This window comes from Streptomyces sp. NBC_00299, from assembly GCF_036173045.1.
Taxonomy (GTDB): Bacteria; Actinomycetota; Actinomycetes; order Streptomycetales; family Streptomycetaceae; genus Streptomyces; species Streptomyces machairae.
Window position 1 is genome coordinate 8,957,196 of sequence record NZ_CP108039.1, and the last position, 26,081, is coordinate 8,983,276.

At 71.2% G+C, this 26,081-nt stretch carries 25 protein-coding genes and 2 pseudogenes; 15 read left to right on the top strand and 12 right to left on the bottom strand.

All coding sequences use genetic code 11. From position 1 onward, the window contains the following. Nucleotides 1-9 precede the first annotated feature (9 nt). Nucleotides 10-2,781, top strand: coding sequence for a fumarate reductase/succinate dehydrogenase flavoprotein subunit (locus OHT51_RS39795; RefSeq protein WP_328883771.1), 2,772 nt, complete (start codon nucleotides 10-12; stop codon nucleotides 2,779-2,781). Nucleotides 2,782-2,893: 112 nt separating this feature from the next. On the opposite strand, the gene OHT51_RS39800 is transcribed toward OHT51_RS39795, so the two are convergent. Further along, a complete protein-coding gene (locus OHT51_RS39800) occupies nucleotides 2,894-4,315 on the bottom strand; it encodes a cytochrome P450 (RefSeq protein ID WP_328883772.1) in 1,422 nt (473 codons plus the stop codon). Nucleotides 4,316-4,585: 270 nt separating this feature from the next. Between OHT51_RS39800 and OHT51_RS39805 the strand changes: the two genes are divergently transcribed. Together OHT51_RS39805 and OHT51_RS39810 are read left to right on the top strand one after the other, a co-directional pair. After that, nucleotides 4,586-5,296 (top strand): chitinase, encoded by a 711-nt coding sequence (locus tag OHT51_RS39805; RefSeq protein WP_383232493.1) that lies wholly within the window; start codon nucleotides 4,586-4,588, stop codon nucleotides 5,294-5,296. Nucleotides 5,297-5,332: 36 nt separating this feature from the next. Beyond that, nucleotides 5,333-6,240: pseudogene (locus OHT51_RS39810) on the top strand (aldo/keto reductase). A 22-nt stretch (nucleotides 6,241-6,262) separates the two neighbouring features. Here the strand turns inward: OHT51_RS39810 and sph are convergent. Then, nucleotides 6,263-7,249, bottom strand: a complete 987-nt coding sequence (sph, locus tag OHT51_RS39815; protein ID WP_328883773.1) for a sphingomyelin phosphodiesterase — start codon at nucleotides 7,247-7,249, stop codon at nucleotides 6,263-6,265. A gap of 119 nt (nucleotides 7,250-7,368) precedes the next feature. Then, entirely contained in the window at nucleotides 7,369-7,827 is a 459-nt protein-coding gene (locus OHT51_RS39820; RefSeq protein ID WP_328883774.1) for a pyridoxamine 5'-phosphate oxidase family protein, read from the bottom strand. 156 nt (nucleotides 7,828-7,983) lie between these two features. Between OHT51_RS39820 and OHT51_RS39825 the strand changes: the two genes are divergently transcribed. Together OHT51_RS39825 and OHT51_RS39830 are read left to right on the top strand one after the other, a co-directional pair. Continuing rightward, nucleotides 7,984-8,370 (top strand): VOC family protein, encoded by a 387-nt coding sequence (locus OHT51_RS39825; RefSeq protein WP_328883775.1) that lies wholly within the window; start codon nucleotides 7,984-7,986, stop codon nucleotides 8,368-8,370. 98 nt (nucleotides 8,371-8,468) lie between these two features. Continuing rightward, a complete protein-coding gene (locus OHT51_RS39830) occupies nucleotides 8,469-9,539 on the top strand; it encodes an adenosine deaminase (RefSeq protein ID WP_328883776.1) in 1,071 nt (356 codons plus the stop codon). Nucleotides 9,540-9,552: 13 nt separating this feature from the next. Here OHT51_RS39830 and OHT51_RS39835 read toward each other — a convergent pair whose 3' ends face one another. Next, complete coding sequence (locus tag OHT51_RS39835; protein ID WP_328883777.1) at nucleotides 9,553-10,056, bottom strand: mycothiol transferase; 504 nt, start codon at nucleotides 10,054-10,056, stop codon at nucleotides 9,553-9,555. Between the two features lie 25 nt (nucleotides 10,057-10,081). Next, nucleotides 10,082-10,969: a LysR substrate-binding domain-containing protein gene (locus OHT51_RS39840; protein ID WP_328883778.1), complete on the bottom strand. Its 888-nt coding sequence runs from the start codon at nucleotides 10,967-10,969 to the stop codon at nucleotides 10,082-10,084. Nucleotides 10,970-11,106: 137 nt separating this feature from the next. Between OHT51_RS39840 and mgrA the strand changes: the two genes are divergently transcribed. After that, on the top strand, nucleotides 11,107-12,102 hold the full coding sequence (gene mgrA / locus OHT51_RS39845; protein WP_328883779.1) for an L-glyceraldehyde 3-phosphate reductase: 996 nt from the start codon (nucleotides 11,107-11,109) through the stop codon (nucleotides 12,100-12,102). A 29-nt stretch (nucleotides 12,103-12,131) separates the two neighbouring features. Here the strand turns inward: mgrA and OHT51_RS39850 are convergent, their stop codons facing one another. Beyond that, nucleotides 12,132-13,115, bottom strand: coding sequence for an oxidoreductase (locus OHT51_RS39850; protein ID WP_328883780.1), 984 nt, complete (start codon nucleotides 13,113-13,115; stop codon nucleotides 12,132-12,134). 101 nt (nucleotides 13,116-13,216) lie between these two features. Between OHT51_RS39850 and OHT51_RS39855 the strand changes: the two are divergent. Then, a pseudogene (locus OHT51_RS39855) lies at nucleotides 13,217-13,713 on the top strand (cupin domain-containing protein); the annotation flags it as partial. Between the two features lie 192 nt (nucleotides 13,714-13,905). After that, nucleotides 13,906-14,142 (top strand): helix-turn-helix transcriptional regulator, encoded by a 237-nt coding sequence (locus tag OHT51_RS43435; protein WP_443052748.1) that lies wholly within the window; start codon nucleotides 13,906-13,908, stop codon nucleotides 14,140-14,142. Here the strand turns inward: OHT51_RS43435 and OHT51_RS39865 are convergent. Together OHT51_RS39865 and OHT51_RS39870 are read right to left on the bottom strand one after the other, a co-directional pair. Beyond that, complete coding sequence (locus OHT51_RS39865) at nucleotides 14,132-14,419, bottom strand: DUF1905 domain-containing protein (RefSeq protein ID WP_328883783.1); 288 nt, start codon at nucleotides 14,417-14,419, stop codon at nucleotides 14,132-14,134. The genes OHT51_RS43435 and OHT51_RS39865 overlap by 11 nt on opposite strands. 70 nt (nucleotides 14,420-14,489) lie before the next feature. Further along, nucleotides 14,490-14,885: a nuclear transport factor 2 family protein gene (locus tag OHT51_RS39870; protein WP_328883784.1), complete on the bottom strand. Its 396-nt coding sequence runs from the start codon at nucleotides 14,883-14,885 to the stop codon at nucleotides 14,490-14,492. A gap of 345 nt (nucleotides 14,886-15,230) precedes the next feature. On the opposite strand from OHT51_RS39870, the gene OHT51_RS39875 reads away from it, so the two are divergent. The 4 genes from OHT51_RS39875 (at nucleotide 15,231) to OHT51_RS39890 (ending at nucleotide 19,624) form a co-directional block, all read left to right on the top strand. Next, a complete protein-coding gene (locus OHT51_RS39875; RefSeq protein ID WP_328883785.1) occupies nucleotides 15,231-15,641 on the top strand; it encodes a hypothetical protein in 411 nt (136 codons plus the stop codon). A 94-nt stretch (nucleotides 15,642-15,735) separates the two neighbouring features. Then, a complete protein-coding gene (locus tag OHT51_RS39880; protein ID WP_328883786.1) occupies nucleotides 15,736-18,081 on the top strand; it encodes an ABC transporter ATP-binding protein/permease in 2,346 nt (781 codons plus the stop codon). A gap of 9 nt (nucleotides 18,082-18,090) precedes the next feature. Then, nucleotides 18,091-18,636: a hypothetical protein gene (locus tag OHT51_RS39885; protein WP_328883787.1), complete on the top strand. Its 546-nt coding sequence runs from the start codon at nucleotides 18,091-18,093 to the stop codon at nucleotides 18,634-18,636. After that, entirely contained in the window at nucleotides 18,626-19,624 is a 999-nt protein-coding gene (locus OHT51_RS39890) for a serine/threonine-protein kinase (RefSeq protein ID WP_328883788.1), read from the top strand. The genes OHT51_RS39885 and OHT51_RS39890 overlap by 11 nt, the downstream gene beginning before the upstream one ends. Nucleotides 19,625-19,667: 43 nt before the next feature. On the opposite strand, the gene OHT51_RS39895 is transcribed toward OHT51_RS39890, so the two are convergent. Beyond that, nucleotides 19,668-20,954, bottom strand: coding sequence for a streptophobe family protein (locus OHT51_RS39895; RefSeq protein ID WP_328883789.1), 1,287 nt, complete (start codon nucleotides 20,952-20,954; stop codon nucleotides 19,668-19,670). Nucleotides 20,955-21,135: 181 nt separating this feature from the next. On the opposite strand from OHT51_RS39895, the gene OHT51_RS39900 reads away from it, so the two are divergent. From OHT51_RS39900 to OHT51_RS39910, 3 genes are all read left to right on the top strand, one after another. Next, the gene (locus OHT51_RS39900; protein WP_328883790.1) at nucleotides 21,136-22,284 is read left to right on the top strand and encodes a DUF6777 domain-containing protein; all 1,149 of its coding nucleotides are present in this window, start codon (nucleotides 21,136-21,138) and stop codon (nucleotides 22,282-22,284) included. A gap of 99 nt (nucleotides 22,285-22,383) precedes the next feature. Beyond that, nucleotides 22,384-22,839, top strand: a complete 456-nt coding sequence (locus OHT51_RS39905) for an ATP-binding protein (RefSeq protein WP_328883791.1) — start codon at nucleotides 22,384-22,386, stop codon at nucleotides 22,837-22,839. Nucleotides 22,840-22,938: 99 nt separating this feature from the next. Further along, the gene (locus OHT51_RS39910; protein WP_328883792.1) at nucleotides 22,939-23,388 is read left to right on the top strand and encodes a helix-turn-helix domain-containing protein; all 450 of its coding nucleotides are present in this window, start codon (nucleotides 22,939-22,941) and stop codon (nucleotides 23,386-23,388) included. 15 nt (nucleotides 23,389-23,403) lie between these two features. Here OHT51_RS39910 and OHT51_RS39915 read toward each other — a convergent pair whose 3' ends face one another. From OHT51_RS39915 to OHT51_RS39925, 3 genes are all read right to left on the bottom strand, one after another. Further along, complete coding sequence (locus tag OHT51_RS39915; RefSeq protein ID WP_328883793.1) at nucleotides 23,404-24,006, bottom strand: ClpP family protease; 603 nt, start codon at nucleotides 24,004-24,006, stop codon at nucleotides 23,404-23,406. Nucleotide 24,007: 1 nt separating this feature from the next. After that, a complete protein-coding gene (locus tag OHT51_RS39920) occupies nucleotides 24,008-24,646 on the bottom strand; it encodes an ATP-dependent Clp protease proteolytic subunit (RefSeq protein WP_328883794.1) in 639 nt (212 codons plus the stop codon). Between the two features lie 127 nt (nucleotides 24,647-24,773). Next, nucleotides 24,774-25,985, bottom strand: a complete 1,212-nt coding sequence (locus tag OHT51_RS39925) for an epoxide hydrolase family protein (RefSeq protein ID WP_328883795.1) — start codon at nucleotides 25,983-25,985, stop codon at nucleotides 24,774-24,776. Between the last annotated feature and the right edge of the window lie 96 nt (nucleotides 25,986-26,081).

Genomic DNA, 26,081 nt, shown 5'->3' on the forward strand with positions numbered 1-26,081 from the left:
ACCCCTGTCATGACCCCCGCGACCGCGACCGCCACCCTGACGGAGATCCCCGCCCTCGACTCGGCCGAGGAGCTGAGCTGCGACGTCCTGGTGATCGGCGGTGGCACCGCCGGCACCATGGCCGCGCTCACCGCCGCCGGGCGCGGCGCATCCGTGCTGCTGCTGGAGAAGGCGCACGTACGGCACTCCGGAGCGCTGGCCATGGGCATGGACGGCGTCAACAACGCCGTCATCCCCGGCCGTGCCGAACCGGACGACTACGTCGCCGAGATCACCCGCGCCAACGACGGCATCGTCGATCAGTCGACGGTCCGTCAGACGGCCACCCGGGGCTTCGAGATGGTGCAGCGCCTGGAGTCGTACGGGGTGAAGTTCGAGAAGGACGAGCACGGGGAGTACGCGGTCCGCCAAGTGCACCGATCGGGCTCGTACGTGCTGCCCATGCCCGAGGGCAAGGACGTCAAGAAGGTGCTCTACCGGCAGCTGCGCAGGCGGGAGGTGCGCGAGAAGGTCCGTATCGAGAACCGGCTGATGCCGGTGCGGGTCCTGACCGCCGAGGGCAGGGCGGTCGGTGCCGTCGCGTTCAACACCCGCACCGGTGCCTTCGTGGTCGTGCGGGCGGGTGCGGTGATCCTCGCGACCGGCGCCTGCGGACGCCTCGGCCTGCCCGCGAGCGGCTATCTGTACGGCACGTACGAGAACCCGACCAACGCGGGCGACGGCTACGCGATGGCGTACCACGCGGGCGCCGAGCTCACCGGCATCGAGTGCTTCCAGATCAACCCGCTCATCAAGGACTACAACGGCCCGGCCTGCGCCTACGTCGCCAACCCCTTCGGCGGCTACCAGGTGAACCGGCACGGGCAGCGGTTCGTCGACTCCGACTACTGGTCGGGGCAGATGATGGCCGAGTTCGCCGCCGAGGTGGCCTCCGACCGCGGGCCGGTCTACCTCAAGCTCAGCCATCTGCCGGAGGAGTCGATCTCGGCCCTGGAGTCCATCCTGCACTCCACCGAGCGCCCCACCCGCGGCACGTTCCACTCCGGGCGCGGCCACGACTACCGCACCCACGACGTGGAGATGCACATCTCCGAGATCGGCCTCTGCGGCGGGCACTCCGCCTCGGGTGTACGGGTCGACGACCACGCCCGCACCACGGTCCCCGGCCTGTACGCGGCGGGCGACCTGGCCTGTGTCCCGCACAACTACATGATCGGGGCGTTCGTCTTCGGTGACCTGGCGGGCGAGGACGCGGCCCAGTACACCGCGTATCAGGGCGAGTTGCCGCAGGACCAGCTCGCCGAGGCCCACGAGTTGATCTACCGTCCGCTGCGCAACCCCGACGGCCCGGCTCAGCCCCAGGTCGAGTACAAGCTGCGCCGTTTCGTCAACGACTACGTCGCCCCGCCCAAGAGCGGCGCCCGGCTCTCCCTGGCGCTGGAGCACTTCGAGCGGATGCGGGACGAGATCGCAGAGATGGGGGCACGGACACCGCACGAACTGATGCGCTGCGCCGAGGTCTCGTTCATCCGTGACTGCGCGGAGATGGCGGCCCGGTCGTCCCTCGCCCGCACCGAGTCCCGCTGGGGCCTCTACCACGAGCGCCTCGACCACCCTCAGCGCGACGACACACAGTGGCTGCACCACCTCGACCTGCGCAAGGGCCCTTCGGGAGCCATGGAGTTCACGGCACGTCCCGTAGCCCCCTACCTCGTGCCCGTCGACGAGTTCACCCCCACCGGCGGTGCCTCCCGTCTCCTGGGCGAGGTGGACCCGCTCCCCACGGCGACGGCGGGACGCCGGGAGGTGGCGCCGGCGGCGGCCACCGCGGAGCCGGGTGCTGTCGCGCCGTCCGACGGCCCGACGCACGGAGCGTCGGAGTCCAACCGGGAACGGATCCTCGAACTCGTCGCGCTCTCGGAGGAGGAGCCCGATCTCCTGGCGCTGGAGCCCTACCTGAAGGACCCGGACGCGGCCGTACGCCTCGCCGCCGTGAAGGCGCTGACGGAGACGGCCCCACCCGGAACGGGCCCCGCCCTGGGTTCCGCGCTGACCGACAGCGACGGACAGGTGCGCGCCGCGGCCGCCTCGTCGCTGCGTGAGCTGGCCGAAGTCCTCACGGTGGAAACGGAGTTGCGGGCCCCGCTGGTGTCCGCACTCACCGCAGCGGATCCGACGGCCCGCGCGGCGGCTCTGGACGTGCTGCGTGCCCTGCGCCTGGGCGACGCGGCCCTGTTCGCGGGGCACCTGGCCGACCCGGACACCGAGGTGCGCCTGGCCGCAGTGCGCGCCCTGGTCTCGGTGGACGCGGTCGATGCCCTGTCGGAGGCGGCCGGCGACCCCGCGCGTGAGGTACGGGTCGCCGTGGCGCGCGGGTTCGCCGCCGTGGCCGCGCACATCGCGCGGGCGCAGCAAGGTACGCCGCCCGCCCTGCACGGCCTGCTCCAGGACCCCGACGCCCTCGTTCGTGCCGCTGCCCTGGAGGCCCTGGGCGTCCTCGGCGTCCCGGACACACTCCTCGCCACCGTGACAGCGGCGCTCACCGACCCGGCCTGGCAGGTCCGCGCGGGCGCCGCGAAGGCCCTCGGCGGGGCGGCGTCGGAAGACGGTGTACCCGCTCTCGCCGAACTGCTCGGTGACACCGACGCCGATGTGCGCAAGGCCGCGGTTCTCAGCCTGCTGCGGCACGCCGCACACGACGATGCCCGTGCGGCGCTGGCGACCGCGGTGGACGACCCCGACGCCGATGTCAGGGCGTACGCGGGCCGAGCGGTGCGGTGATCCGGCGTCGCTTCCACTCCCTTGAGCTGTCCGGCGTCACGCGGCCCAGAGCCGCTCGTACGCCGGATCGCCGTCCTCCTGGCGCTCCCGGCCGCGACCGGGAGCGCCCGCCCTAGCCGGGGAAGCGCGCCCGACGCGGTTCCACGGTCATGAGCATCTTCCCGGGGCGCACGGTGGCCCGGGCCACCGGATCAACGGTCTGGCCCGGGGCCAGCGTGAACCGCACCTGCCTCAGGATCGTCGACAAAGCGGTGATCAGCTCCATAGTGGCGAACCGGTCGCCGATGCACCGGTGCTTGCCCGCCCCCCACGGCAGAAGGGCTCCCGGCGGGGGCTTCTGCGTACCGTCCAGCCACCGGGCGGGATCGAAACGCAGCGGCTCGGGGTACAGGTCGGGATCGCGGTGCAGGGCGTGCTGGGCAAAGGCGAGGTTCGTGCCGGCGGGCAGGGTCCACGTCCCGAGTTTGGTCTCGGTGAGCGTGCGGCGGGTCAGGATCCATCCCGTGACGTGCAGCCGCAGCACCTCCTTGATCACCCGGTCCAGGATCGGCAGTTGGCCGGCGTCCGCGAACGTGACCGGCCGGTCGCCCAGCACCTGCTCCAGTTCGTCCAGCACGTCGGCCTCGATGTCGGGATGCCGGGCAAGCTCATAAAGCACCCAGGCCAGGATGGTGGCCGTGTTCTCCGTCCCGGCCAGGGCGAGCGTGAGGACCTCGTTGCAGATCTGCTCGTCCGTCATCGGACGGCCGGTCTTCTCGTCCTCGACATTCATCAGCACGGACAGCATGTCGCCGCTGTCATGGCCGTCGCCGCTGGTGCGCAGATCCGCGATCGCCTGGGAAATGGTGGTCCGAATCGCGGCACGAGCCCTGTCGAAGCGGCGGTTGAGCGGAATCGGCAGGCGCTTGACCCAGGCGGGCAGCATGATGCGCAGGCCGACACTGTCCATCACCGAAGCCATGTTCTGGCGCAACTCGCGGAAGGTGGAGGCGTCGAGGCGGTTGGAGAAGACGGTCCGGGTGAGCATCTCCAGCGACAGGCGGATCATCGTCTCGCGCACGTCCATGCGCCGCCCCGGCTCCCAGGTGGCGAGCTCGGCCTCGGTCGAGGTGCGCATGATGTCGACGTAGCGCCCGAGTTCGGGGCGTGCGAAGGCCGGGTACATCTGGCGGCGTTTGGCGCTGTGCTCCTCCCCGGCAACGGTGACCACGGAGTCGCCCAGCAACACCCGCATCTCGTCGAAGAAGGGGCCCTTGTCGAGAGTGCCGGCGATCGGGTCGGTGAGCATTGCACGGATCATGGCGGGGTCCTGGACGACCAGCGTGCGGGTGCCCGGCTGAAGTGTGATCTCCACCAGCGAGCCGTATCGCTCGCGGAGTGAGGCCATGAAAGGGAGGGGGTCGGGGAAGAGCCGGAAGAGGTGACCGAACAACGGTAGCGATCCCGTGGCCCGGGGTATGGGGGGAGACTCAACTGGCGTCACAACGCGTCCCTTCTCGGTGATAAGACGCCAGAATGACTTCCCTCCGTCCACCCTCCGACAATCACCCGGACCGCGTGTCCTGCACCACGCACGAGCTGTCGGGCGCCTCGACTCCCTTGCCTCCCGGGCCGGTTGATTGGTCTACACCTTATTTGGTCTACACCCTTGACTGGTACATACCAAAGCGGTTGAGTGTGTCTCCACACCCCCCACCACGGCCGCCCCCACGCCGTGGCCGACCCCGTCGGCGCGTGCGCTCAAGGCTCTGCTTCGCCCTGCCCTTGACCGGGTGCGGCCGTGCTCCGCAAAGGAGTTGATCCTGTGTCGAGGCGCCGCATAGCCGCACTGCTGTCCTCACTCGCCCTGGGCAGCGCCGCGCTGCTGCTCCAGCCGGCCCCGAGTGCGTCCGCCGCCGGGTTCGTCGTCAGCGAGTCGCAGTTCAACCAGATGTTCCCGAACCGGAATTCGTTCTACACGTACAGCGGCCTGACCGCCGCGCTCAGCGCCTACCCGGGCTTCGCCAACACCGGCAGCGACACGGTGAAGAAGCAGGAGGCGGCCGCGTTCCTCGCCAACGTCAACCACGAGACCGGCGGCCTGGTCCACGTCGTGGAGCAGAACACCGCCAACTACCCCCACTACTGCGACCGGAGCCAGCCGTACGGCTGTCCCGCGGGCCAGGACGCCTACTACGGCCGCGGTCCCATCCAGCTCAGCTGGAACTTCAACTACAAGGCCGCCGGTGACGCGCTCGGCATCGATCTGCTGAACAACCCCTGGCGGGTGCAGAACGAGTCGGCCGTCGCCTGGAAGACCGGCCTGTGGTACTGGAACACCCAGTCCGGCCCCGGCACCATGACCCCCCACAACGCCATGGTGAACCAGGCCGGCTTCGGTCAGACGATCCGCAGCATCAACGGCTCGCTGGAGTGCGACGGCAAGAACCCGGCGCAGGTCCAGAGCCGCGTGGACGCCTACAACCGGTTCACCTCGATCCTCGGCGTCTCGCCGGGCGGCAACCTCTACTGCTGACGCCCCGGCGCCCGAGGCGTGTGCGACACTCCGCCGATGACCTCGGAGACGATCACCGCGCGCGCCGCGGGGGCACCTGGAAACTCGGCGACCTGTCCGTGAGCCGCGTCGGCTTCGGCGCGATGCGGCTGACGGGCAGCGCCGCCTTCCACCACGGGACGCCCAGCGACCGGCAACGCTCGATCGCCGTACTGCGCAAGGCGGTCGAGCTGGGCGTCGACCACATCGACACGGCCGCCTTCTACTTCTCCGCCCTGCGCGCGGCCAACGAACTCATCAACACCGCGCTGGCGCCGTACCCCGACGACCTGGTCATCGCGACCAAGGTCGGCCCGTTCCGCGACTGCACGGGGGAGTGGGGCACCTCGGCCCGCCCCGACCAGCTGCGCGGCCACGTCGAGGAGAACCTGCGCCAGCTCGGCCGCGACCACTTGGACGTCGTATACCTGCGCCGCATGCGGCAGGACTCCATCGCCGAGCACTTCGGCGCGCTGGCCGAACTGCGCGAGGCGGGCCTGATCAGGCACCTCGGCGTCTCCGCCGTGGAGCCACGGCACCTCGCCGAGGCGCAGGCCATCGCGCCCGTGGTCAGTGTGCAGAACCGGTACGCGCTCGACCGGCCGGACCCCGAGGCCGACGAACTCCTGCGCCTGTGCAGCGAGCAGGGCGTCGCCTTCGTGCCGTTCTACGCCGTCGCGGGCGACACCGGGGAGCGGGGCGCGACCGGCGCCCACGACGACGAAGTGCTCGCCGTGGCGCGGGCGCACGGGGCAAGCCCCGCCCAGGTGCGCATCGCCTGGACCCTGCACCAGGGCCCGCACGTCCTCGCCATCCCCGGCACCGGCAACCCCGACCACCTCGCCGAGAACGTGGCCGCGGGAGCCCTCCGCCTCACCGACGGCGACCTGGCCCGGCTCAACACGGCGCGACAGCAGACCGGTTGAGCCGGAGCCTGCACGGCATTGCTCAGCCGGTGAACCCGGTCACCGGATAGTGGTCGGACAGGTTCGTGTACGTGTAGTCGGTGCCCCAGCTCGACACGGTCCAGGGCGCGCTCTGCTCCTTGACCACGTCGTTCTTCCAGACAGTGGGACGGGCGTGACCCGCGCGGTGCAGGACGTGGTCCAGGTCCTCGCGCGGGTCGTCGGGGTAGCGGTCGCGGGCTATGGAGTTCTCCGCCGTGTCGAAGGAGTACGGGTGCCCGGTCCGCGCGTCGGCCCCGACCAGCCCGCCGTCGGCGAGCATCGAGCCGTACTCGGACGTGTGCGAGTCGACGTTCATGTCGCCGGCGACCAGAACCTGCTCGTTCGCGGGGATGTTCTTGACGTCGAGGAAGGCGTCGATCGCCTTGAACTGCCGGCTGCGCATCGCCGCGGCCTCACCGGCGTCGCAGCCCGGGTCGGTCGACTGCGCGTGCGTGCCCACGACGTGCACCTTGGTGCCGTTCACGTTCAGCACCACGTACGCGAAGCCCTTGTTGGACCACCAGTCCGACCCGCACGCGTCCTTGTACACGTACTGCTCCTTGCGCAGCACCGGCCACTTGCTCAGAATCGTGACCCCGCCGTCCTCGGGCGTGGTCGCCGAGTACGCGCCACCGGTCGCGTCCCAGCCGCTCTTGCTGCGCCCGACCACCGGCGTCTGGTACGGGTAGCGGCCGGCGAGGGAGCTCTTCAGCGCGTCCGAGGAGGAGTTGTCGAACATCTCCTGGAACACCACGACGTCGTTGCCCTGCACGAACGGCGCCTTGGCGATCTCGGCGGCCCGGTGGTCCTGGCCCCAGTTCGGGTACAGGGTCTTGCTGAAGAGGAAGACGTTGTACGACAGCACCTTGAGCGGCGGCGCCTGCTCGGCGGCCGACGCGGCGGGCGCCGAGCCCGCAAGACCGGCACCGGCGAGCGAGAGCGCGAGCACGACCGAGCCCTGTGCGCGGCGGTGTGCGGAGAGCGTCACTGGATCTCCCTGTGGTTGAAGGGGGTTGCGTGGCGCCGCACATCAAACCATCAGGAGTTACTCCCAGGTAACACTTGTGCGGGAAATGGATGGCGCAGGGACGTACGCGCGAAACTTGTTCAGACAAGCCACATTCCGTTTCGCATGAGATGCCGCTGCGGCAGTTCATGCTGCTCGTGCCACGCCTGCACCGCGCACGGCCGTACTCGGTAATAGGCATACGTCGCGGAGTCGTTCCGCGGATCCCAGCCCGTTTTCGCGCGGAACGCCTCGGCAGCCGCGGCCGGCACCTCGTCGATGTCATAGACCTCCACCTCGCCGTCGATGAGCACGACGTCCCGGGTGTCCCCGAAGGCGAGCCGGGTCCGACGGCCGGTGCGGAGGTTGCGCCCGGTGGGGTTGCCGGGGCGGGTGGCCATCCAGAGCGCCTCGCCGTCCCAGACGAACCACAGGGCGACCAGACACGGCACCCCGTGACCGTCCGCCGACGCCACCCAGATGTCCGTCTCCCGCTCCAGCCGCTCCAGAACGTCCTGCTTGCGGCGCTCGGGGCTGCGCGCCCCACCCATGATCGTCATTCCCGGAACGCTAGCCGCCGACCGTCTGCCGCACCTCGGGCGGCGGGCGTAGGACTGCGGTCCCGGCCGGGACTGGCACCGGTCCCGGCCGGGACTGGCGCGGGCCACGTTTTACGTATAACCTCTCCCGTCAATCGCACCTCCAGGAAGGCCCCGATGAGACACATCGCCCTGGTCACCCTCGTCGTCGACGACTACGACGAGGCGATCCGCTTCTACACCGACGCCCTCGGCTTCCGGCTGGTCGAGGACGCTCCGCGTCCCGACGGCTCGCGCTGGGTGGTCGTGGCGGCCGGCGATCAGGGCACCGCACTGCTGCTGGCCCGCGCCAAGGGCGACGAGCAGCGGGCCCGGGTCGGCGACCAGGCCGGCGGGCGCGTCGGGTTCTTCCTGCACACCGACGACTTCGCCCGCGACCACGCCCGCATGCTCGCCGCGGGCGTGACCTTCCTGGAGGAGCCCCGGCACGAGTCCTACGGCTCGGTCGCCGTCTTCCAGGACCTGTACGGCAACCGCTGGGACCTGCTCCAGCCCGCCGGCTGATCCACCTCCCGGCCGATCCCTCTCCCGGCTGATCCACCTCCTGGCCGGCGGCCTCCGCCCGCCGCTTCGAACCGCCCCGCTCAAGGAAAGACTCCGCCATGACCGCTACGCGCGTAGACACCGACGTCATCCGTCACCTCCCCAAGGCCGTACTGCACGACCACCTCGACGGCGGCCTGCGCCCCGCCACCGTGGTGGAGCTCGCGGAGTCGGTCGGCCACACCCTGCCCACCACCGACCCGGACGAGCTCGCCGCCTGGTACTTCGAGGCCGCGAACTCCGGCGACCTGGTCCGCTACATCGCCACCTTCGAGCACACCCTCGCCGTGATGCAGTCCCGCGAGGGGCTGCTGCGCACCGCCGAGGAGTACGTCCTCGACCTGGCCGCGGACGGCGTCGTCTACGGCGAGGTGCGCTACGCCCCCGAACTCAACACCAACGGCGGGCTGACCCTCGCCGAGGTCGTCGAGACCGTCCAGGAGGGCCTGGCCGCGGGCATGGCCAAGGCCGCGGCCGCCGGCACTCCGGTGCGGGTCGGCACCCTGCTGTGCGGGATGCGGATGTTCGACCGGGTGCGCGAGGCGGCCGACCTGGCCGTCGCCTTCCGGGACGCCGGTGTCGTCGGCTTCGACATCGCCGGTGCCGAGGCGGGCTTCCCCGCCGCCGACCACGTCGACGCCTTCGATCACCTGCGCCGCGAGAGCGTGCCCTTCACCATCCACGCCGGTGAGGCCGACGGCCTGTCCAGCATCCACCAGGCCCTCCAGGTCTGCGGTGCCCAGCGCATCGGTCACGGCGTGCGCATCACCGACGACATCGTCGACGGCAAGCTCGGCCGCCTCGCGGGCTGGGTGCGCGACCGCCGTATCGCGCTGGAGATGTGCCCGACCTCCAACCTCCAGACCGGCGCCGCCACGTCCATAGCCGAGCACCCGATCACCGCGCTGAAGGACCTCGGCTTCCGCGTCACCCTCAACACCGACAACCGTCTGGTGTCCGGTACGACGATGACGCGCGAGATGTCCCTGCTGGTCGAGCAGGCCGGGTGGACGGTCGAGGACCTGCGCACGGTCACCGTGAACGCCCTGAAGAGCGCGTTCATCCCGTTCGACGAGCGCAAGGCCCTCATCGAGGACGTCGTGCTGCCGGGCTACGCGGCCGCGCTGTGAAGCGGTTCGCGGTCTAGGACACCAGCCCGCGGACGTAGGCGGCCTGTCCGACGTGCTGGAGATCGTCGGACAGGACGCTGACCAGGCGCGCGCCCAGGGTGACCGGCGGATCCCAGCGTTCGTCCACGACGCGCTCCAGATCCTTGGCGGCCACCTCCCGCAGCGCCCCCAGGGTCTGGGCGTGCACGGCGTCGTAGTAGCCGGTCAGCAGGTCGCCGGAGTCGACCCGTACCTTGGCGACCTTCGCCGAGGTGTGGCCGTAGCCGGTGTCGTGGCGCGGCAGGTCGAGTCCGAAGGTCTTCTGGAAGTCCTGGGTCAGCCACACCTGGTCGAGGCCGAAGGCGTCGGCGATGTGGTCGTCCTGGACCCGGGTGAGATGCCAGATCAGCCAGGCGACGGTGTTGGCGTCGGGGGAGGGGCGGGCGTGCAGGCCGTCGGGGTCGAGGCCCTCGACGGCGGCATGGACTTCTTCCTGGATGCGGTTGTACCCGTCGATGAGGATGTCCTTCGCATGCATGGCTCCACCATCGCGCACCCGTCCGTCATGCGCCCTCTGATTCCAGCAGCGCCATGAGCGCCCGGGCCGCGGGGCTGGTGGCCTGCGCGGGCGGCAGCAGGGCGACCGTCTCGTAGACGGTCTCGCCGGTGCCCTTCACGGGCAGCGCCGTCAGTGAGCGCCGCTTGTCCCGGAAGTGGCGCGGCACGACGGCGATGCCGAGGTCCTCGTCCACCAGGTCGAGCAGGCTGTGCACGTCGTTGACCTCCAGGGCGACGGTCCGGCGCACGCCCGCGGCTGCGAAGACGGCGTCGGTGGTGCGGCGCGGCCCCCAGTCCGGGTGGAAGTCGACGAAGACCTCGCCGCCCAGCTCCTCCGGAGTGACGGCGGCGCCGGCGGTCGCGAGCCGGTGGCTCGGATGGCACAGGACGGTCATCGGCTCGCCGGTCAGCGGTACGACCCGCAGCTGGTCGGTGTCCTCCTGCGCGGTCCGGACGGCGAAGGCCAGATCGAGGCGTCCGGCCCCGACCTCCTCCGCGAGAGCGCCCGAGCCCGCCTGACGCAGACAGATCTCCACGTCCGGATGCGCCCGCCGGAAGGCTGCCAGCAGCCCTGCCACATGCACCCCGGCGATGCACTGCTCGGACCCGAGGGCCAGCATCCCGCGCAGCACGCCCTGTACCGCCGCCACCGCCTCATGGGCGGCCCGGACCTGGGCGAGGATCCGTTCCGCCTCGCACAGCAGCGCCCGGCCGGCAGGGGTGAGCGTCACCCGGCGGGTCGTCCGCACGAACAGCGGGGTCTGCAACTCCCGTTCCAGGGCGCGGATCGAGGCCGACAGGCCCGACTGGGACACCAGGAGGCGCTCGGCCGCCCGGGTGAAGTGCTGGTCCTCGGCGACCGCCACGAAATGCTGGAGATGGCGCAGTTCCATGATTGAGCAGCGTAGCCGCTGAATCCCATCTGATTTACCTGTTGGACCACTGCCAGCAGGTCACGACAGAGTGGACGGCGACTGGAACACCGGTTCCCCGGAGCCGTCCTCCCTGTGCCAACCCCTCTGGAGTCGCGTTGTACACCGCACACACCGACCGCTACGCGGACATGCCCTACCGGCGCACCGGCCGCAGCGGACTCAAGCTTCCCGCGCTGTCCCTCGGCCTGTGGCACAACTTCGGCCCGGCGGACCGCTCGGTCGAGCACCAGCGGGCCATCCTGCGCCGCGCCTTCGACCTCGGTGTCACCCACTTCGACCTGGCCAACAACTACGGCCCGCCGCCCGGCGCCGCCGAGTCGGCGTTCGGCGAGGCGCTGAAGGCGGACTTCGCGCCGTACCGGGACGAGCTGATCATCTCCACCAAGGCCGGCTATCTGATGTGGCCCGGCCCGTACGGCGAGTGGGGCTCGCGCAAGTACATGCTGTCGTCGCTCGACCAGAGCCTGAAGCGGATGGGCCTGGACTACGTCGACATCTTCTACTCGCACCGCCCCGACCCGGACACTCCGCTGGAGGAGACGATGGGCGCCCTGCACTCGGCGGTGCAGCAGGGCAAGGCGCTGTACGTCGGCGTCTCCAACTACTCGGCGGAGCAGACCCGAGAGGCCGCCCGCATCCTGGGCGAGCTGGGCACGCCGCTGCTCATCCACCAGCCGGCCTACTCGATGCTGAACCGCCGTCCCGAGGAGGAGGGACTCCTCGACGCCCTCGACGAGCTCCAGGTCGGGTCGATCGTCTTCTCCCCGCTGGCGCAGGGCCAGCTGACCTCCCGCTACCTCGACGGCATTCCGAAGGACTCGCGGGCCGCCAGCGGCAGCCCGTTCCTGAACGCCGACGCGATCACCGACGAGCTGCTGGGCAAGCTCCGCGCACTCGACGAGATCGCCAAGTCCCGCAGCCAGACCCTGGCCCAGCTGGCCCTGGCCTGGGTCCTGCGCGGCGGCCGGGTGACGTCCGCGCTGGTCGGTGCGAGCAGCGCGCAGCAGATCGAGGACAGCGTCGCGGCCACTCGCAACCTGGACTTCGACGCCGACGAGCTGGCCCGCATCGAGGCGATCCTCAAGCCGTAGGGCTGATCGGCAAGCCGTATGGCTGATCCTCAAGCCGTAAGGCGTTCGCTGACCTCCCAGAGGCGGGCCGCCGCCTCTGGGTCCACGGCGTAGGACAGCACGCCCGCTGTCTCCGCTCCGGTGCGCCACTCGGCCTCGTCGGCCTCGGTCACCAGGGGGCTGACGTCGCAGTTCTCGCAGTAGACCCCGCCCAGTCCGGTCAGCTGCGGGCTGGTGGCGCACCAGACGCTGGTGGCGGCTCCCTGCTCAACCGTCTTCAGCTGGCGGGAGGGGTCCCGTACGGGGCGCCCGTGCTCGTCGAGGGCACCGGCCGCCCGGACCACCTCCGCGGAGACGTGCTTGGCGAGGCCGGTCTCGATGATCGTGCCCGGGTGCACGGCGAAGGCCCGCACCCCCTGGTCCCGCCCGCGCCGGTCCAGTTCCACGGCGAAGAGCGCGTTGGCCGTCTTGGACTGGCCGTAGGCGGCGAACGGCTCGTAGGGCCGGTGCTCGAAGTGCAGATCGTCGAAGTCGACGTTGCCGAAGCGGATGCCCCGCGAGGACACGGCCACGACCCGCGCCCCGTCGGCCGCGACCAGCGCGGGCCACAGCCGGGCGACCAACTGGAAGTGGCCCAGGTGGTTGGTGGCGAACTGTGCCTCGTATCCGCGCGCGTCCCGGGTCAGCGGGGTCGCCATGATCCCGGCGCTGTTGACCAGGATGTGCAGCGGACGCCCGGAGGCCAGGAACTTCTCCGCGAACGCGTCGATCGACGCCGGGTCCAGCAGGTCGAGGTACTCGACCTCGGCCCCCGGCACGTCCCGCAGCGCAGCCCGTGCCCGCTCCAGGTCCCGCGCCGGTACGACGACCTCGGCGCCGGCGGAGCGCAGCGCGCGGGCCGTCTCCACCCCGATGCCGGAGTAGCCGCCGGTGACGATGGCCACCTTGCCGGTCAGCTCGACCCCTTTGATCACCTCCTCGGCGGTGGACGCGGCGCCGAAGCCGGAGGGCAGGGGGTGCTGTGCGGTGGTCATGGTGCGTATCTCCTCGATGTGAGCCGACCAGACCACCGTAGGTTCGCGTCTCCGTACGATGAATGCTGGAGAATCCGCATTACTTGCGTGATAGTTCGAGCATGACCGCAGATCCGCTGTCCGAGGCCCTCGCCGTCGCCGATGCCCGCAGCGTGTTCTCCGGTGGCTTCACCGCCGGCGGCACCTGGGCGATCCGGCTGCGCGGACGCGACAAGCTGAAGGTGATCGCCGTGGTGCGGGGCAGCTGTCTGCTGGTCCGGGAGGGCGGCGGCGAGGCGCTGAAGTTGTCCGAGGGTGACGTGGTGGTCTCCGACGGGCGCCGGCCCTACGTCCTGTGCAGTGAGCTCGGTGTCGAGCCGCGGTCTCCGCCGAGGTCAGCGTGGACCCCGTCACCCGCACGGCGGGGCTCGGTGACGGCACGGGTGAGGACGTCTCCTGCGTCTCCGGGCACATCGACCTGAGCCGGGACAGCGGCGAACTGCTGCGCCGGGCGCTGCCGGAGCTGATCCACGTACGGTCCGAAGCGGCCGAGGCGTCGGCGCTGCGCTGGTTGATCGGACAGCTGGCCGAGGAGATGACGACGCGCCGGGCCGGGGTCGACTTCGCCTCGGACCAGCTGGCGCAGCTCATGTTCGTGCAGGTGCTGCGGGTCTGCCTCGTCGAGTCCGAGGGGCTGCCGCCGGGCTGGCTGCGCGCCCTGGCCGACGAACGGCTCGCCCCGGCCCTGCGGCTGATGCACGGCGATCCGGGCCACCCCTGGCGGCTGGAGGACCTCGCCCGGGCGGCCGCGATGTCCCGGACCACCTTCGCCGTACGGTTCAAGGAGGCGGCCGGGGTGCCGCCGCTGACGTATCTGCTGAACTGGCGCATGAGCCTGGCCGCCCGCGTCCTCAGGCAGGACACGACGTCGGTCGCGGCACTTGCCCGTTCCGTGGGCTACACCTCCGAAAGTGCCTTCAGCAACGCCTTCAAGCGGGCCCTGGGCGTCGCGCCCCGGCGTTACCGGGAGGGGGCGGCTAGGAGCTGATCCGCTCCTCGAGGCGCACGGTCACGGTGTCGCCCTCCGCCTTGCCGATGACCTTGCGAATGTCGGCCTTCACGGGCAGCTTGTGCGTGCCGTCGCCCACGGCCATGAACGAACTGCGGAAGGGCTGTCCGTCGATCGTGCCGCGGACCTTGACGAGCCCGCGGGTGCCGAAGAACTCGACGCTCCTCGGCCAGACGAGATAGGTCCAGCCGCCCTCACTCGGACTCTTGCGCAGGACGGCCGTGAACTCCTCATCCAGCTTGGCGGTGGTGGTCATGGTGGTTCCTTTGCTCGCGGTGGTCACGTACTGAAGAGACCACCGCGAGCGCTCGAACTCATCGCGGAACTCACGCCCCGGCCGGCACCCGGTCCAAAAACCCGAGGACGGACAGGATCCGTCCCTCGATGTCCAGGGTGATCACATCGGACCCGGCGACCGGCGCCGCGCCGTCGACCTCGCTCACCAGCTCCCAGGAGAAGCGCACCGTGTCGTGGTGGCCGTCCACGGAGCCGGTCTGCCGGAAGACGAAGCCGGGGAACTGTGCGTGCGCCGCCGCGACGACGGCCACGATCCCCTCGTGGCCCCGGACGTCCGCGAGCGGGTCGGTGTAGCCGCCCTGCGGGGACCAGGCGACGGCGACCGCCCGGGCCAGTGCGTCGGGCTCGCGGGTGTTCCAGGCCTCGAAGTAGCGGGCGACGGCGATCTCGTAGCGGTCGGTGGTCACGGGTACGGACGCGGACATGGGCGATCAGCCTCCAACGAGGTCGTCACTGGTGGGAGTCCGGATCCCGCTCGCGGTGACCCGGTACCGCAACGATGCCCGCGCCCGCCGGAAAGCTCGATTACTCCCGAGGTAATGCCCGGTCGTGCAGCGGGGTTGACGTGTACCCGCCTTGTTTCGGCCAACACCGGCTGTGAATATGCCAGGAGACTGGCCGGAAAGTCATGGTGACAGTGTTTCAGTAGTGAACATACTCAACTACGAGGGTGCCTCACATGGGGCGACGGCCCCCTTACGCACCGCTCACGAGCCGCATGGAAAGCGAGGTCCGCCGAGAGGCGAACACGGCAACACGGGGGAGGTCACGTGCACGACGAGTTCCTGTGCCATGTCACCGCATACGGCGTCTGCGGCGGCCGGCGCATCGGGGTACCCCTGGGAACCTACCGGGCACCCACCCTGGCCCTCGCGCTGTGGTGGTTACGTGACCGCGCCTCGTGGATCGCCCAGCGATTAGACCCGCGACCGGACGCCGAGCACTTCCCTCCGAATGCGCTCGTCCCGGTCGCGGACAATGTGCCCGACGTGCCGGCCGTGCTGCGCGCATGGTGCGGCGATGACGATCAACAAGAGCTGGTCGCCGATGAGTTGGCGGCCGGACGACTGGTGCGGATCGCCGTGAGCGACGAGACCACCGAATACGAACTGCTCGCCGAGTCGATCGACGCCCTGCGGATGCAGCGGGCCGCCCCGACGCTGGTGGTGCCCGTCGCCTGAGCCTCCCCCGCTGCCGAAGGAACTCGCCCCCGAGCGCAGGCGGACGCAGCGCGCGCAGGCAGCGCATACCTGGGCAGATCGATAGAATCCTCGCATGGCGGAGCGGCCGGTCGCACCGACTGCGCCCGTACTGGTCCTGGAGACCGAGTCGGGCTCCACCGTGATGACCCCCGGCCGTGACTACCGCGTCGGACGCGACCCGCTCAGCGACGTCGTCATCGACGACGCCCGCGTCTCCTGGCACCACGCGGTACTGCGGCCCGGCACCGACCACTGGACCCTCGCGGACGAGAACAGCACGAACGGCACCTACACCGAAGGTCACCGCATCCGCGAGTGGGACGTGGGGCCCGGTACCGTCATCCGCTTCGGCAACCCGTCCGACGGCCCCCGCGCGGTGCTGCTGGACCGCCAGGGCCCGCCCGCCGCGCCGGAACACCCCTCCGCGATCGCCGTGCCCGGCCTCACCGGCACCTTCCGCCGGCCCACCTCCGTGCGGCCCCTGCCCACCCGCACCGTCCGCATCGGCCGCGCCGCCGACAACGACCTGGTCATCGACGACCTGGTCGTCTCCCGCCACCACGCCGAACTGCACGCCCTGGCCGACGGGACGTACGAGATCGCCGACCTGGGCAGCCACAACCGCACCTACCTCAACGGCAGTCCGGTCACCACCGCCCCGATCGGCCCCGGCGACATCGTCGGCATCGGACACTCCGCGTTCTGCCTGGTCGGGGACCAGTTGCAGGAGTACGTCGACACCGGCGAGGTCTCCCTGGAGGTGCAGGACCTCGCGGTCGCCGTCGACCACGGCCGCAAGACCCTCCTCGACCATGTCTCCTTCCCGGTGGGGGAGAAGTGCCTGCTCGCCGTCGTCGGCCCCAGTGGCGCCGGGAAATCCACACTTCTCAACGCCCTCACCGGCCAGCGCCCCGCCGACCACGGCACCGTGCTCTACGACGGCCGCGACCTCTACCGCGACTACGCCGAGCTGCGCCAGCGCATCGGCCTGGTCCCGCAGGACGACATCCTGCACGCACAACTCACCGTCCGCAGCGCCCTGTCCTACGCCGCCGAGCTGCGCTTCCCCCAGGACACCGCCAAGGCCGAGCGCCGGGCCCGGGTCGACGAGGTCATCCAAGAGCTGGGTCTGGAGCAGCGCGCAGGGCAGCCCGTGCACAGCCTCTCCGGCGGGCAGCGCAAGCGCGTCAGCGTCGCCCTTGAACTGCTGACCAAGCCGTCGCTGCTGTTCCTCGACGAGCCGACCTCCGGGCTCGACCCCGGCATGGACCGCTCGGTGATGAACATGCTGCGCGGCCTGGCCGACGACGGCCGCACCGTCATCGTCGTCACCCACAGCGTGCTCAGTCTCGACATCTGCGACCGGCTCCTCGTCCTCGCCCCCGGCGGACGCATCGCCTACTACGGCCCGCCCGAGGAGGCCCTGCTCTTCTTCGGGTTCGAGCACTGGCCGGAGGCCTTCGAGGCGTTCGAGCGCGACCAGGAGCGGGACTGGGCGGGCGACTACCGCAGCTCGCTCCACCACCGGCAGTACATTGCCGACGCGACCGGCCAGCCCCGGCAGCCCCGCACCGGCCCGGTCGTGATCGCCCGGCCGCCCAGGCCGCGCAGCCGCGGCGCCCAGCTCGGCACGCTGATCCGCCGCTACGCCACCGCGCTCGCCGCCGACCGCACCTTCCTCGCGATCATGATCGCCCTGCCGTTCGTGATGGGCGCGATGGCCCGCGCCCTGGCCGGCAGCAGGCTGACCCAGGAGACCGCGATGAACGCGCTGCTCATCCTGTGCGTCGGCGGCGTCCTGACGGGCGCGGCGAACGCCGTGCGCGAGCTCGTCAAGGAGCGTGTCATCTACCGGCGGGAGCGGGCCGTCGGCCTGTCCAGATCGGCGTACCTGATGTCCAAGGTGGTGGTCCTGGGGACGATCACCGTGCTCCAGGCGGTCGTACTGACTCTGGTGGCCCTGCTCGGCGTGGACCTCAACGCCCCCGGCGGCGAGGGCGTGTTGATGCCGCCGCTCGTCGAGATCACCGTCGCCGTCGCCCTGCTGGCCTTCACCGCGATGATGCTCGGCCTGGTCGTCTCCGCCCTGGTGCGCAAGGAGGAGGTGACGATGCCGCTGCTGGTGCTGCTCGCCATCGTCCAGGTCGTCTTCTGCGGAGCCCTGCTCAAGCTCCACGGCGTACCCGGCCTGGAGCAGCTCTCCTGGGTCGTGCCCTCACGGTGGGCGCTCGGCGCGATGGCCGGCACCTTGGAGCTGTCCCGGCTCGTCCCCGGCGACCTGACCGGGGACCCGCTGTTCAAGCACTCGGCCGGCGTGTGGCTGCTCAACGTGGCCATGCTCGTCGTGCTCTCCGCGGTCTTCGGCTACGTCGTCTCCCGGCTGCTGCGCCGCCGCGAACCCGTCGTCATGCGGAAGTAGGCGAGCGCCATGACGTCCCCCGGCTTCCGGCCCACCCACGTCGTCCCCCAGCACGGCATGCCCGCCTGGGAGGCACCCGACCCCGCCCGGCCCACCGTCCCCCTGGATGCGCTCCTGCCGGTCCAGCTCCTCGAACGGCAGGGCGACTGGGGGCACATCCTGTGCGCCAACGGCTGGTCGGCCTGGGTCGACGGCCGCTACCTGGTCGCCGTCCCGCTGGACCCGCCCACCGCCGACGCCGGACCGCTCACCACTGCCGCGGACCCGCGCCCGCTGCTCGCCCGAGTCGATCAGGTGCTGGCCGGGTACCGGTCCGCGGTCGAGGACCTCGCCGCCGGCGGCCTGGACGGCGAGGCCTTCGGCGCCCGCACATCGGGGCTGCGCATGGGGGTGGTCGTCGACGGGGAGTCCATGTGGCTCTACGACGCCGAGCACGGCCGGTGGGTGTACGCGGACGGAACCCGCCTGAGCACGTACGCCACCGACGACGGCCCCCGCGTCGCCACGGACCCCGGCCACGCCCCGACCCAGGTCGTGAACCCCGATGGTCCGTGACACGAGCCTCTTCTCCGGCCGCCCCTCCGAACTGATCGGCCGGGAGATCGCGGGCTACCGCATCGAGCGCGAGATCGGCCGCGGCGGCATGGCGGTCGTCTACCGCGCCCTCGACCTCCGCCTCGACCGCACCGTCGCCCTCAAGCTCCTCGCCCCCGAACTCTCCCGCAACGACACCTTCCGGCGCCGCTTCACCCACGAGTCCCGGGCCGCCGCCGCGATCGACCATCCGCACATCGTGCCGGTCTTCGAGGCGGGCGAGACGGACGGCGTCCTGTACATCGCCATGCGCTACGTCTCCGGCAGCGACCTGCGCCATCTCCTCGACCGCCAGGGTCCCTTGACGCCCCCGACGGCCCTGCGCATCGCCGCCCAGGTCGCCTCCGCCCTCGACGCGGCGCACGATCACGGCCTGGTCCACCGGGACGTGAAACCCGGCAACATCCTCGTCGCGCGCGGCACCGACAGCGATCACCCCGAGCACGTGTACCTCACCGACTTCGGCCTGACGAAGAAGTCGCTGTCCCTGACCGGCTTCACGACCGTCGGCCAGTTCGTCGGCACCCTCGACTACGTGGCCCCGGAGCAGATCTCGGGCAAACCGGTCGACGCCCGCTGCGACGTCTACGGCTTCGCCTGCGTGGTCTACGAGTGCCTGGCCGGCCACCCGCCCCTGCGCCGGGACAACGACATGGCCCTGCTGTGGGCCCACCAGTACGACCAGCCACCGCCCCTGACCGAGGCGCGCCCGGACCTCGCCCCGGCCGTCGACGCCGTGTTCGCCAAGGCGCTGGCCAAGAGCCCCGACGACCGGCAGGACTCCTGTCTCGCCTTCGTGGCCGACCTGCGCGCCGCGGTCGCGGGCGGTGCGGCGCAGGGACACGCGCCGACGGAGGTGGACCTGAGGGTCGTGGAGCGGGCGGAGAAGTCCGCGAAGGACGAGCCGAAACCACCGCCCCGCTGGGCCGAGCCGGTCTTCCGGCGGTGACCGGCACCGGTGTGGTCACCGGTGTGGTCACCGGTGTGGCCGATCACTCCTCCACGCGCGGCGGCACCTCGCCCCGGTGCCGCATCCGCTTCGCCAGCAGCCCACCGAGGAACCCGGTGACCAGCCCCCACAGCAGTGCCAGGCCGATGGCGCCCCACACCTCGGGCCGCAGGAATAGCTCGCCGCCCAGATCCCCGCCGAGGTCACCGATGCCCAGCACCGACAGGCCGTAATGGGCCGACGTCCGGCCGACGAGGCAGATCATCAGCACCGTCAGCGCCAGCGCGACCGCCATGTGCACGGCATGCTGCCAGGCGCGCATCCGGGCCGGTGAACGCCTCGCCATCACGAACGCGGCAGCCAGCAACAGGACCGCGTCGACGACGACCAGCCACCACACCCGGCCGTCGTGCTCGGCGAGCGTGCCCAGGTTCAGCTCTGCCGCCTCGCGGCCGCGCAGCACCTCGTCGAGCACATGCGGCATGGGCAGCCCGAACGGCCCGTCCACCCGGCCGTTCCAGGTCGCGCCGAGCCCGATCGTCAGGGCGAGCCACACCACGTTCGGCAGACCGAGCAGGATCACCGCGAACGTCTCGGCCGCGTGTCCGCGCGTCGCCGCCACGACCAGGCCGATGACGACACCCAGCACGACGTACGCGAGCAGCAGCGCCACCATGGCGTACGCGGCCGGCCGCACCGACTCCTGGAAGCGCAGCAGCCGCCCCGGCAGCGGAGCCCCGCGCGAGACCAGCAGGGCCAGCACCAGCACGCCCGCCAGCCACAGCAGGCCGAAGAACAAGGTCGCCGGGATGTGGGTGGTGAAGCCGACCTCGGGCGAGATGCCGAACAGGTCGCCGAGGTCGCCGAGCGCGTCCTCCCCGAGGTCGCGCAGGGAGAGGGAGAACGTCTGGCTGGCGGCCAGGGCCAGCGCCAGGAGCGCGACGAGCCACAGCGCGGCGATCCTTGCGGCCCAGCCGGCCAGCTCCCAAACTCCGGCGACCGCCCGGTGCCGCAGCGGACGCAGGAAACCGGCGGCCAGGACGAGCGCACCGGCGAGCGTGACGGACAGCGGGATCACAGTCAGCCCGGCGTCGGACTCGGCCAGCCCTCCGGCGTTCCCCGAGAGCTCGATCGTGCCGCCGACCGCCGTGACGACGGTCGCCGCGACGACGCGCGGGAAGGCGTTGTCCGGGAGGTCTGCGGCCCCGGCCGCCCACAGCCCGAGCGTGGCGACCACCCCCATCGCCACCAGCCCAGACAGGACCGCGACGAAGGCCTGCACCCAGCCATGGGCGGCCAGGGCCGTTCGGGAAGGGGTCGGCGAGCTCACCCTGCCCACGCTAAGCAGCGCCTCGGCGCCACGCCCGCCAGGAGGTCCGTCCGCGTCGGCTTGCGGGCGGCGCGGCACCGGAGCACAGAATGGGATCGCCGTAGAGAAGCGACAAAAGCGACAAAGGTGTGCGGCGAGTGCGCGGCGAAAGCACCACCTGCCACGCTGGGAAGAAGGCTTCGTGAGCGTCGAACCTCCGTCGTCCGGCCGCCCCACAGGACCGCCCTCGGGCCCCCTGTCGGGTCCTTCCCAGCCGCCCTCCGGCCCGCCCTCGCAGCCGCCGCCGACCGGCGGCACCGGAGCACCCGGCCCCGAACCGCGCCGCCCTTGGTGGCGGTCCGCGCCCCGCATGGCGGCGATCGCCGTCGTGGTCGTGGCCGCCGTGATCCTCGCCGTCGTCCTCTCCCGCGGTGACGGCGGCGACGGCGGCACCGGGACGAGCGCCGACGGGGAGGTCTTCCTCCAGGCCGCCGGCAAGACCGGACCCGACCCGTTCACCGACTCCACGGCCACGGACAGCTCCGCCCCGCCCGCCACCCCCACCCAGGCCACCGAGTCGGCGCCGTCGAACGCGGTGCGCGGAGTGGACGGCGACGCCCCCGGCCTGTATGGCGGCACCCGCAGCACCGCCGCGTGCGACGTCGAGAAGCAGATCGAGTACCTCCGGGCGGCCCCGGACAAGAACAGGGCGTTCGCGTCGGTCGCGCGCGTCGACGCCGACGACGTCCCCGCATATCTGCGCGCGCTCACCCCCGTCCAGCTGCGCTTGGACACCCGTGTCACCAACCACGGCTTCCGCGACGGCGCCGCCACCCGCTATCAGGCCGTACTCCAGAGCGGCACGGCGGTGCTGGTCGACGACCGCGGGGTGCCCCGGGTGCGCTGCGCCTGCGGCAACCCGCTGACCCCGCCGGTCGCCCAGCAGGGCACGCTCAAGCGGACCGGAGACTCCTGGCCGTCCTACCGCTCCTCGAACGTCGTCGTGGTCGTGCCCTCGACGACGGTCATCAACGTGTTCGTCATCTTCGACGACGAGCGCGACGAGTGGGTCGCCCGCGAGCGCGGCGACGACGGCGACAAGGACAAGAAGACCGACCGGCCGGTGAAGCCCTCCCCGTCGGTGAGCGTGTCGACGCCGACGTCGCCGAGTCCCCCGTCCAGCCCGCCGACATCGACCCCGGAATCGTCCACTCCGGAGACCTCGCCCCCCGAACCCCCGACGACCGAGCCCGAGTCGTCCGAGCCCCCCGCCCCGCCGCCGGACGAGGACACGACCGCGACGTCCGGGTCGGCGCCCGCGGAGGGCGCGTCGCAGTCGCCGCAGCTGTGACGTACGGCGCGACCTGCACGGGGACTGCGCGGCCCCTCTCTGGGTAACAGGACTGGTGCAGCAGCGTCCGGCCGGGGCCGGCTTCCGAGAGAGAAACGCATGATCGAGCACGTGGACGGGGCAGTGATTCCGACTGGTTTCGACGTGCCCGTGGAACCGCTTCGGCGGGCGGCGCACTACAGCGGTGAACCGGGATGCATCGCCGAGGCGCGGTCCTTCGCGGCGCTGTTCCTCGGGCGGCTCAGGACCGAGTGGTGCGCCACGATCGGGCAGCCGGACGAGGACAAGGTGCTGTTGGTGGTCAGCGAACTCGTCACCAACGCCGACCGGCACAGCAACGGCCCGTACATCCTGGATCTGGAGGGCACCGACGACGCGGTGACGGTCTGCGTGTACGACAGCAGCGCCGCCCTGCCTCGCCGCTATCCCAAGGATCCGCAGCGGGTCGGCCGGCACGGACTGGAGATCGTCCATGCGCTGGCCGCCGAAGTCGCCGTGGAACGGGTGCCGGTCGGCAAGCTGGTGCGGGCGGTGCTGCGACTGGCCGACGAGTGACCGGCGGCCGGGAATTCCGTGCCGGTTCGTAGCCGCGATTTCCCCCAGGGCAGAACGCAAGTCCCTTCCCCTGCCGTCGCACGCTCATAGGCTGGGAAAGTGAGCAAACAAGCGCCGAACGAAGCCCGCGTCATTCCCCTGCGCCCGCCGGCCGCGCGCCCGGGAACGACCCGCCCCGCGTCCGAACGCCCTGCCACTCAGGCACCCGCGCCCGCCGCCACACCGCCCGCCCCGGCACCCAAGGAACCCCTGTGGCGCGACCTGGTCGGCGACGTCCTGCGCCGCGAGCGCCTCGCCCAGGAACGCACCTTGAAGGACGTGGCCGACGCGGCCCGGATCTCCATGCCGTACCTCTCGGAGGTGGAGCGCGGCCGCAAGGAGGCCTCCTCGGAGGTCCTCGCGGCCGCCGCCCACGCCCTCGGACTCGGCCTCGGCGACCTGTTGTCGCAGGCGCAGGGCGAGCTCCTCCGGCTCACCGCCCGCCGCGCACCCACCGGCAGCCGCACCAGGGCCGGTTCACGGTACGACGGGATGTGCCTCGCGGCGTGAGGTCGCGCCGGCGCCTCAGACCCGCACGAGGCGCCGGCTCACCACCTCGTCGGCGAGGCCGTACGCCACGGCCTCCTCGGCGGTGAACACCTTGTCGCGGTCCATGTCCGCCCGCAGGGTCGCGATGTCGTGGTGGGTGTGCCGCGCCAGCACCTCCTCGACCTGCGAGCGGATCCGGACCATCTCCTTGGCCTGGAGGGCGAGGTCGGACACCATGCCCCGGCTGCCGCCGGTGGCGGGCTGGCCGAGCAGCACGCGCGCGTGCTCCAGCACGAACCGCCGCCCCGGATCCCCTCCGGCCAGCAGGACGGCCGCAGTGGAAGCCGCCTGGCCGACGCAGAAGGTCGAGATCGGCGCCTGCACGTAGGTCATCGTGTCGTAGATCGCCATCAGCGAAGTGAACGAGCCGCCGGGGGAGTTGAGGTAGATCGCGATCTCGTTCTCCGGAGCCGACGACTCCAGATGCAGGAGTTGCGCGATGACGACGTTGGCGACGCCGTCGTCGATCTCCGTACCGAGGAAGATGATCCGCTCCGACAGCAGCCGGCTGAACACGTCGGAGGACCGCTCGCCGTGCGCGGTCCGCTCGACGACGTACGGAATCGTGTAGTTGCCCATGTCACAGCCCCATCCGTCGCTTGGAGGCGGCCGGGCGGACGTCCGTGAGGGACTCCACGACCTGGTCCACCATGCCGTACTCCCTGGCCTCCTCGGCCGTGAACCAGCGGTCGCGGTCGCCGTCCCGGGAGATGGTCTCCGGGCTCTGGCCGGTGTGCTCGGCGGTGATCCGCTCGATGGTCTTCTTCGTGAACTCCAGGTTCTCCGCCTGGATCTCGATGTCCGCGGTGGTACCGCCGATGCCCGCCGACGGCTGGTGCATCATGATGCGCGCGTTCGGCAGCGCGTACCGCTTGCCCGCGCTGCCGACGCTCAGCAGGAACTGGCCCATGCTGGCCGCAAAGCCCATGGCGAGCGTCGCGACGTCGTTCGGGATCAGCCGCATCGTGTCGTAGATGGCCAGGCCCGCGTGCACGGAGCCGCCCGGGCTGTTGATGTACAGGCTGATGTCGGTGCGCGGGTCCTCCGCGGACAGGATCAGCAGTTGGGCGCAGACCCGGTTCGCGGAGACCTCGTCGACCTGGGTGCCCAGCAGGACGATGCGCTGGCCGAGGAGCTGGGCGGCCAACTGGTCGTCGAAGCGGGTGGGCGCGGTGTCGCCCTCCTCGGCCCGCGGCGCGAGCGTGGTGAGTGGAGTCATCGGTTCTCCTCGTGGTGGCGGGGATGCCTTCGACTCCACTCTTGACCTCGGACGACGCCGGAATGCGGTTTCTCTGCCCGCGGCAGATTCGCTACCGGCAGAGCGGGCGGCCCAGGCCTCTGCCGCGTCAGCCGTCGCCCTTCTCACGCAGTTGCCGGAAGAACGCCCGTACGTCCCCCACCAGCAGCTCCGGCTCCTCCATCGCCGCGAAGTGCCCGCCCCGGTCGAACTCCGTCCAGCGCACGATGTTCTCCGTCCGCTCCGCCTTGTGCCGCAGGGGGATCTGCGGGTCGCCGAAGAAGGACGCCACCGCGGTCGGGGCGGTCGAGGGCTCGTGCTGTGCGGCCACCCGGTCACCGTGGGCATGGGCGCGCTCGTAGTACACCCGGGCCGACGATCCCGCCGTGCCCGTCAGCCAGTACAGCATCACGTTGGTGAGCATCTGGTCCCGGTCGACGGCCTCCTCGGGCAGCTGCTCGGAGTCGGTCCACTCCTGGAACTTCTCCACGATCCAGGCGAGTTGGCCGACCGGCGAGTCCGTGAGCGCGTACGACAGGGTCTGCGGCCGGGTGGACTGCACGTGGAAGTAGCCCGTCGATCCGCGGAGCCACTGGGCCCACCGCCGCCAGGAGGTGAGCGTCCGCTCCCGCTCCTCGGGGCTCAGCGCCGCCAGCTCCTCGGCAGTCGGCTCGGTGGACGCCTGCGCGCCGGGCAGGAGATTGAGGTGGATGCCGATGACCCGGTCGGCGTGGACGCGGCCCAGCTCGCGGGAGATTCCCGCGCCCCAGTCGCCGCCCTGGGCGCCGAACCGCTCGTAGCCGAGGCGTGTCATCAGCTCGACCCACGCGTCCGCGATGCGACGCGCCTCCCAGCCGGTCTCGTGGGTCGGGCCGGAGAACCCGAATCCGGGAATGCTCGGCAGGACCACGTGGAAGGCGTCGGCGGGATCACCCCCGTGCGCCGCCGGGTCCGTCAACGCACCGACGATGTTCAGGAATTCCACGATCGAACCCGGCCAGCCGTGCGTGACGATCAGCGGGGTGGCGCCGGGCTCGGGCGAGCGGATGTGTGCGAAGTGCACATGCGCGCCGTCGATCTCGGTCGTGAACTGCGGCCACTCGTTCAGCCGCGCCTCCGCCGCCCGCCAGTCGTACTCGTGCCGCCAGTGCCGCACCAGCTCGCGCAGGTACTCCGACGGCACGCCGTAGGCCCATCCGACCCCGGGCAGCTCGTCGGGCCACCGGGTGCGGTCCAGACGGTCGTGCAGGTCGTCCAGGTCGCTCTGCGGAATGTCGATACGGAAGGGATGGATGCCGTTGGCGGCGGGCGAAGGCGTCATGACGGCGATGCTAGTTCCGAACGGTGTAACGGCCACGTGGATTATCCGGCCGTGCGACCGATGAGTTCCGGGGCGAGGATCGGTCGGTACCGGTGA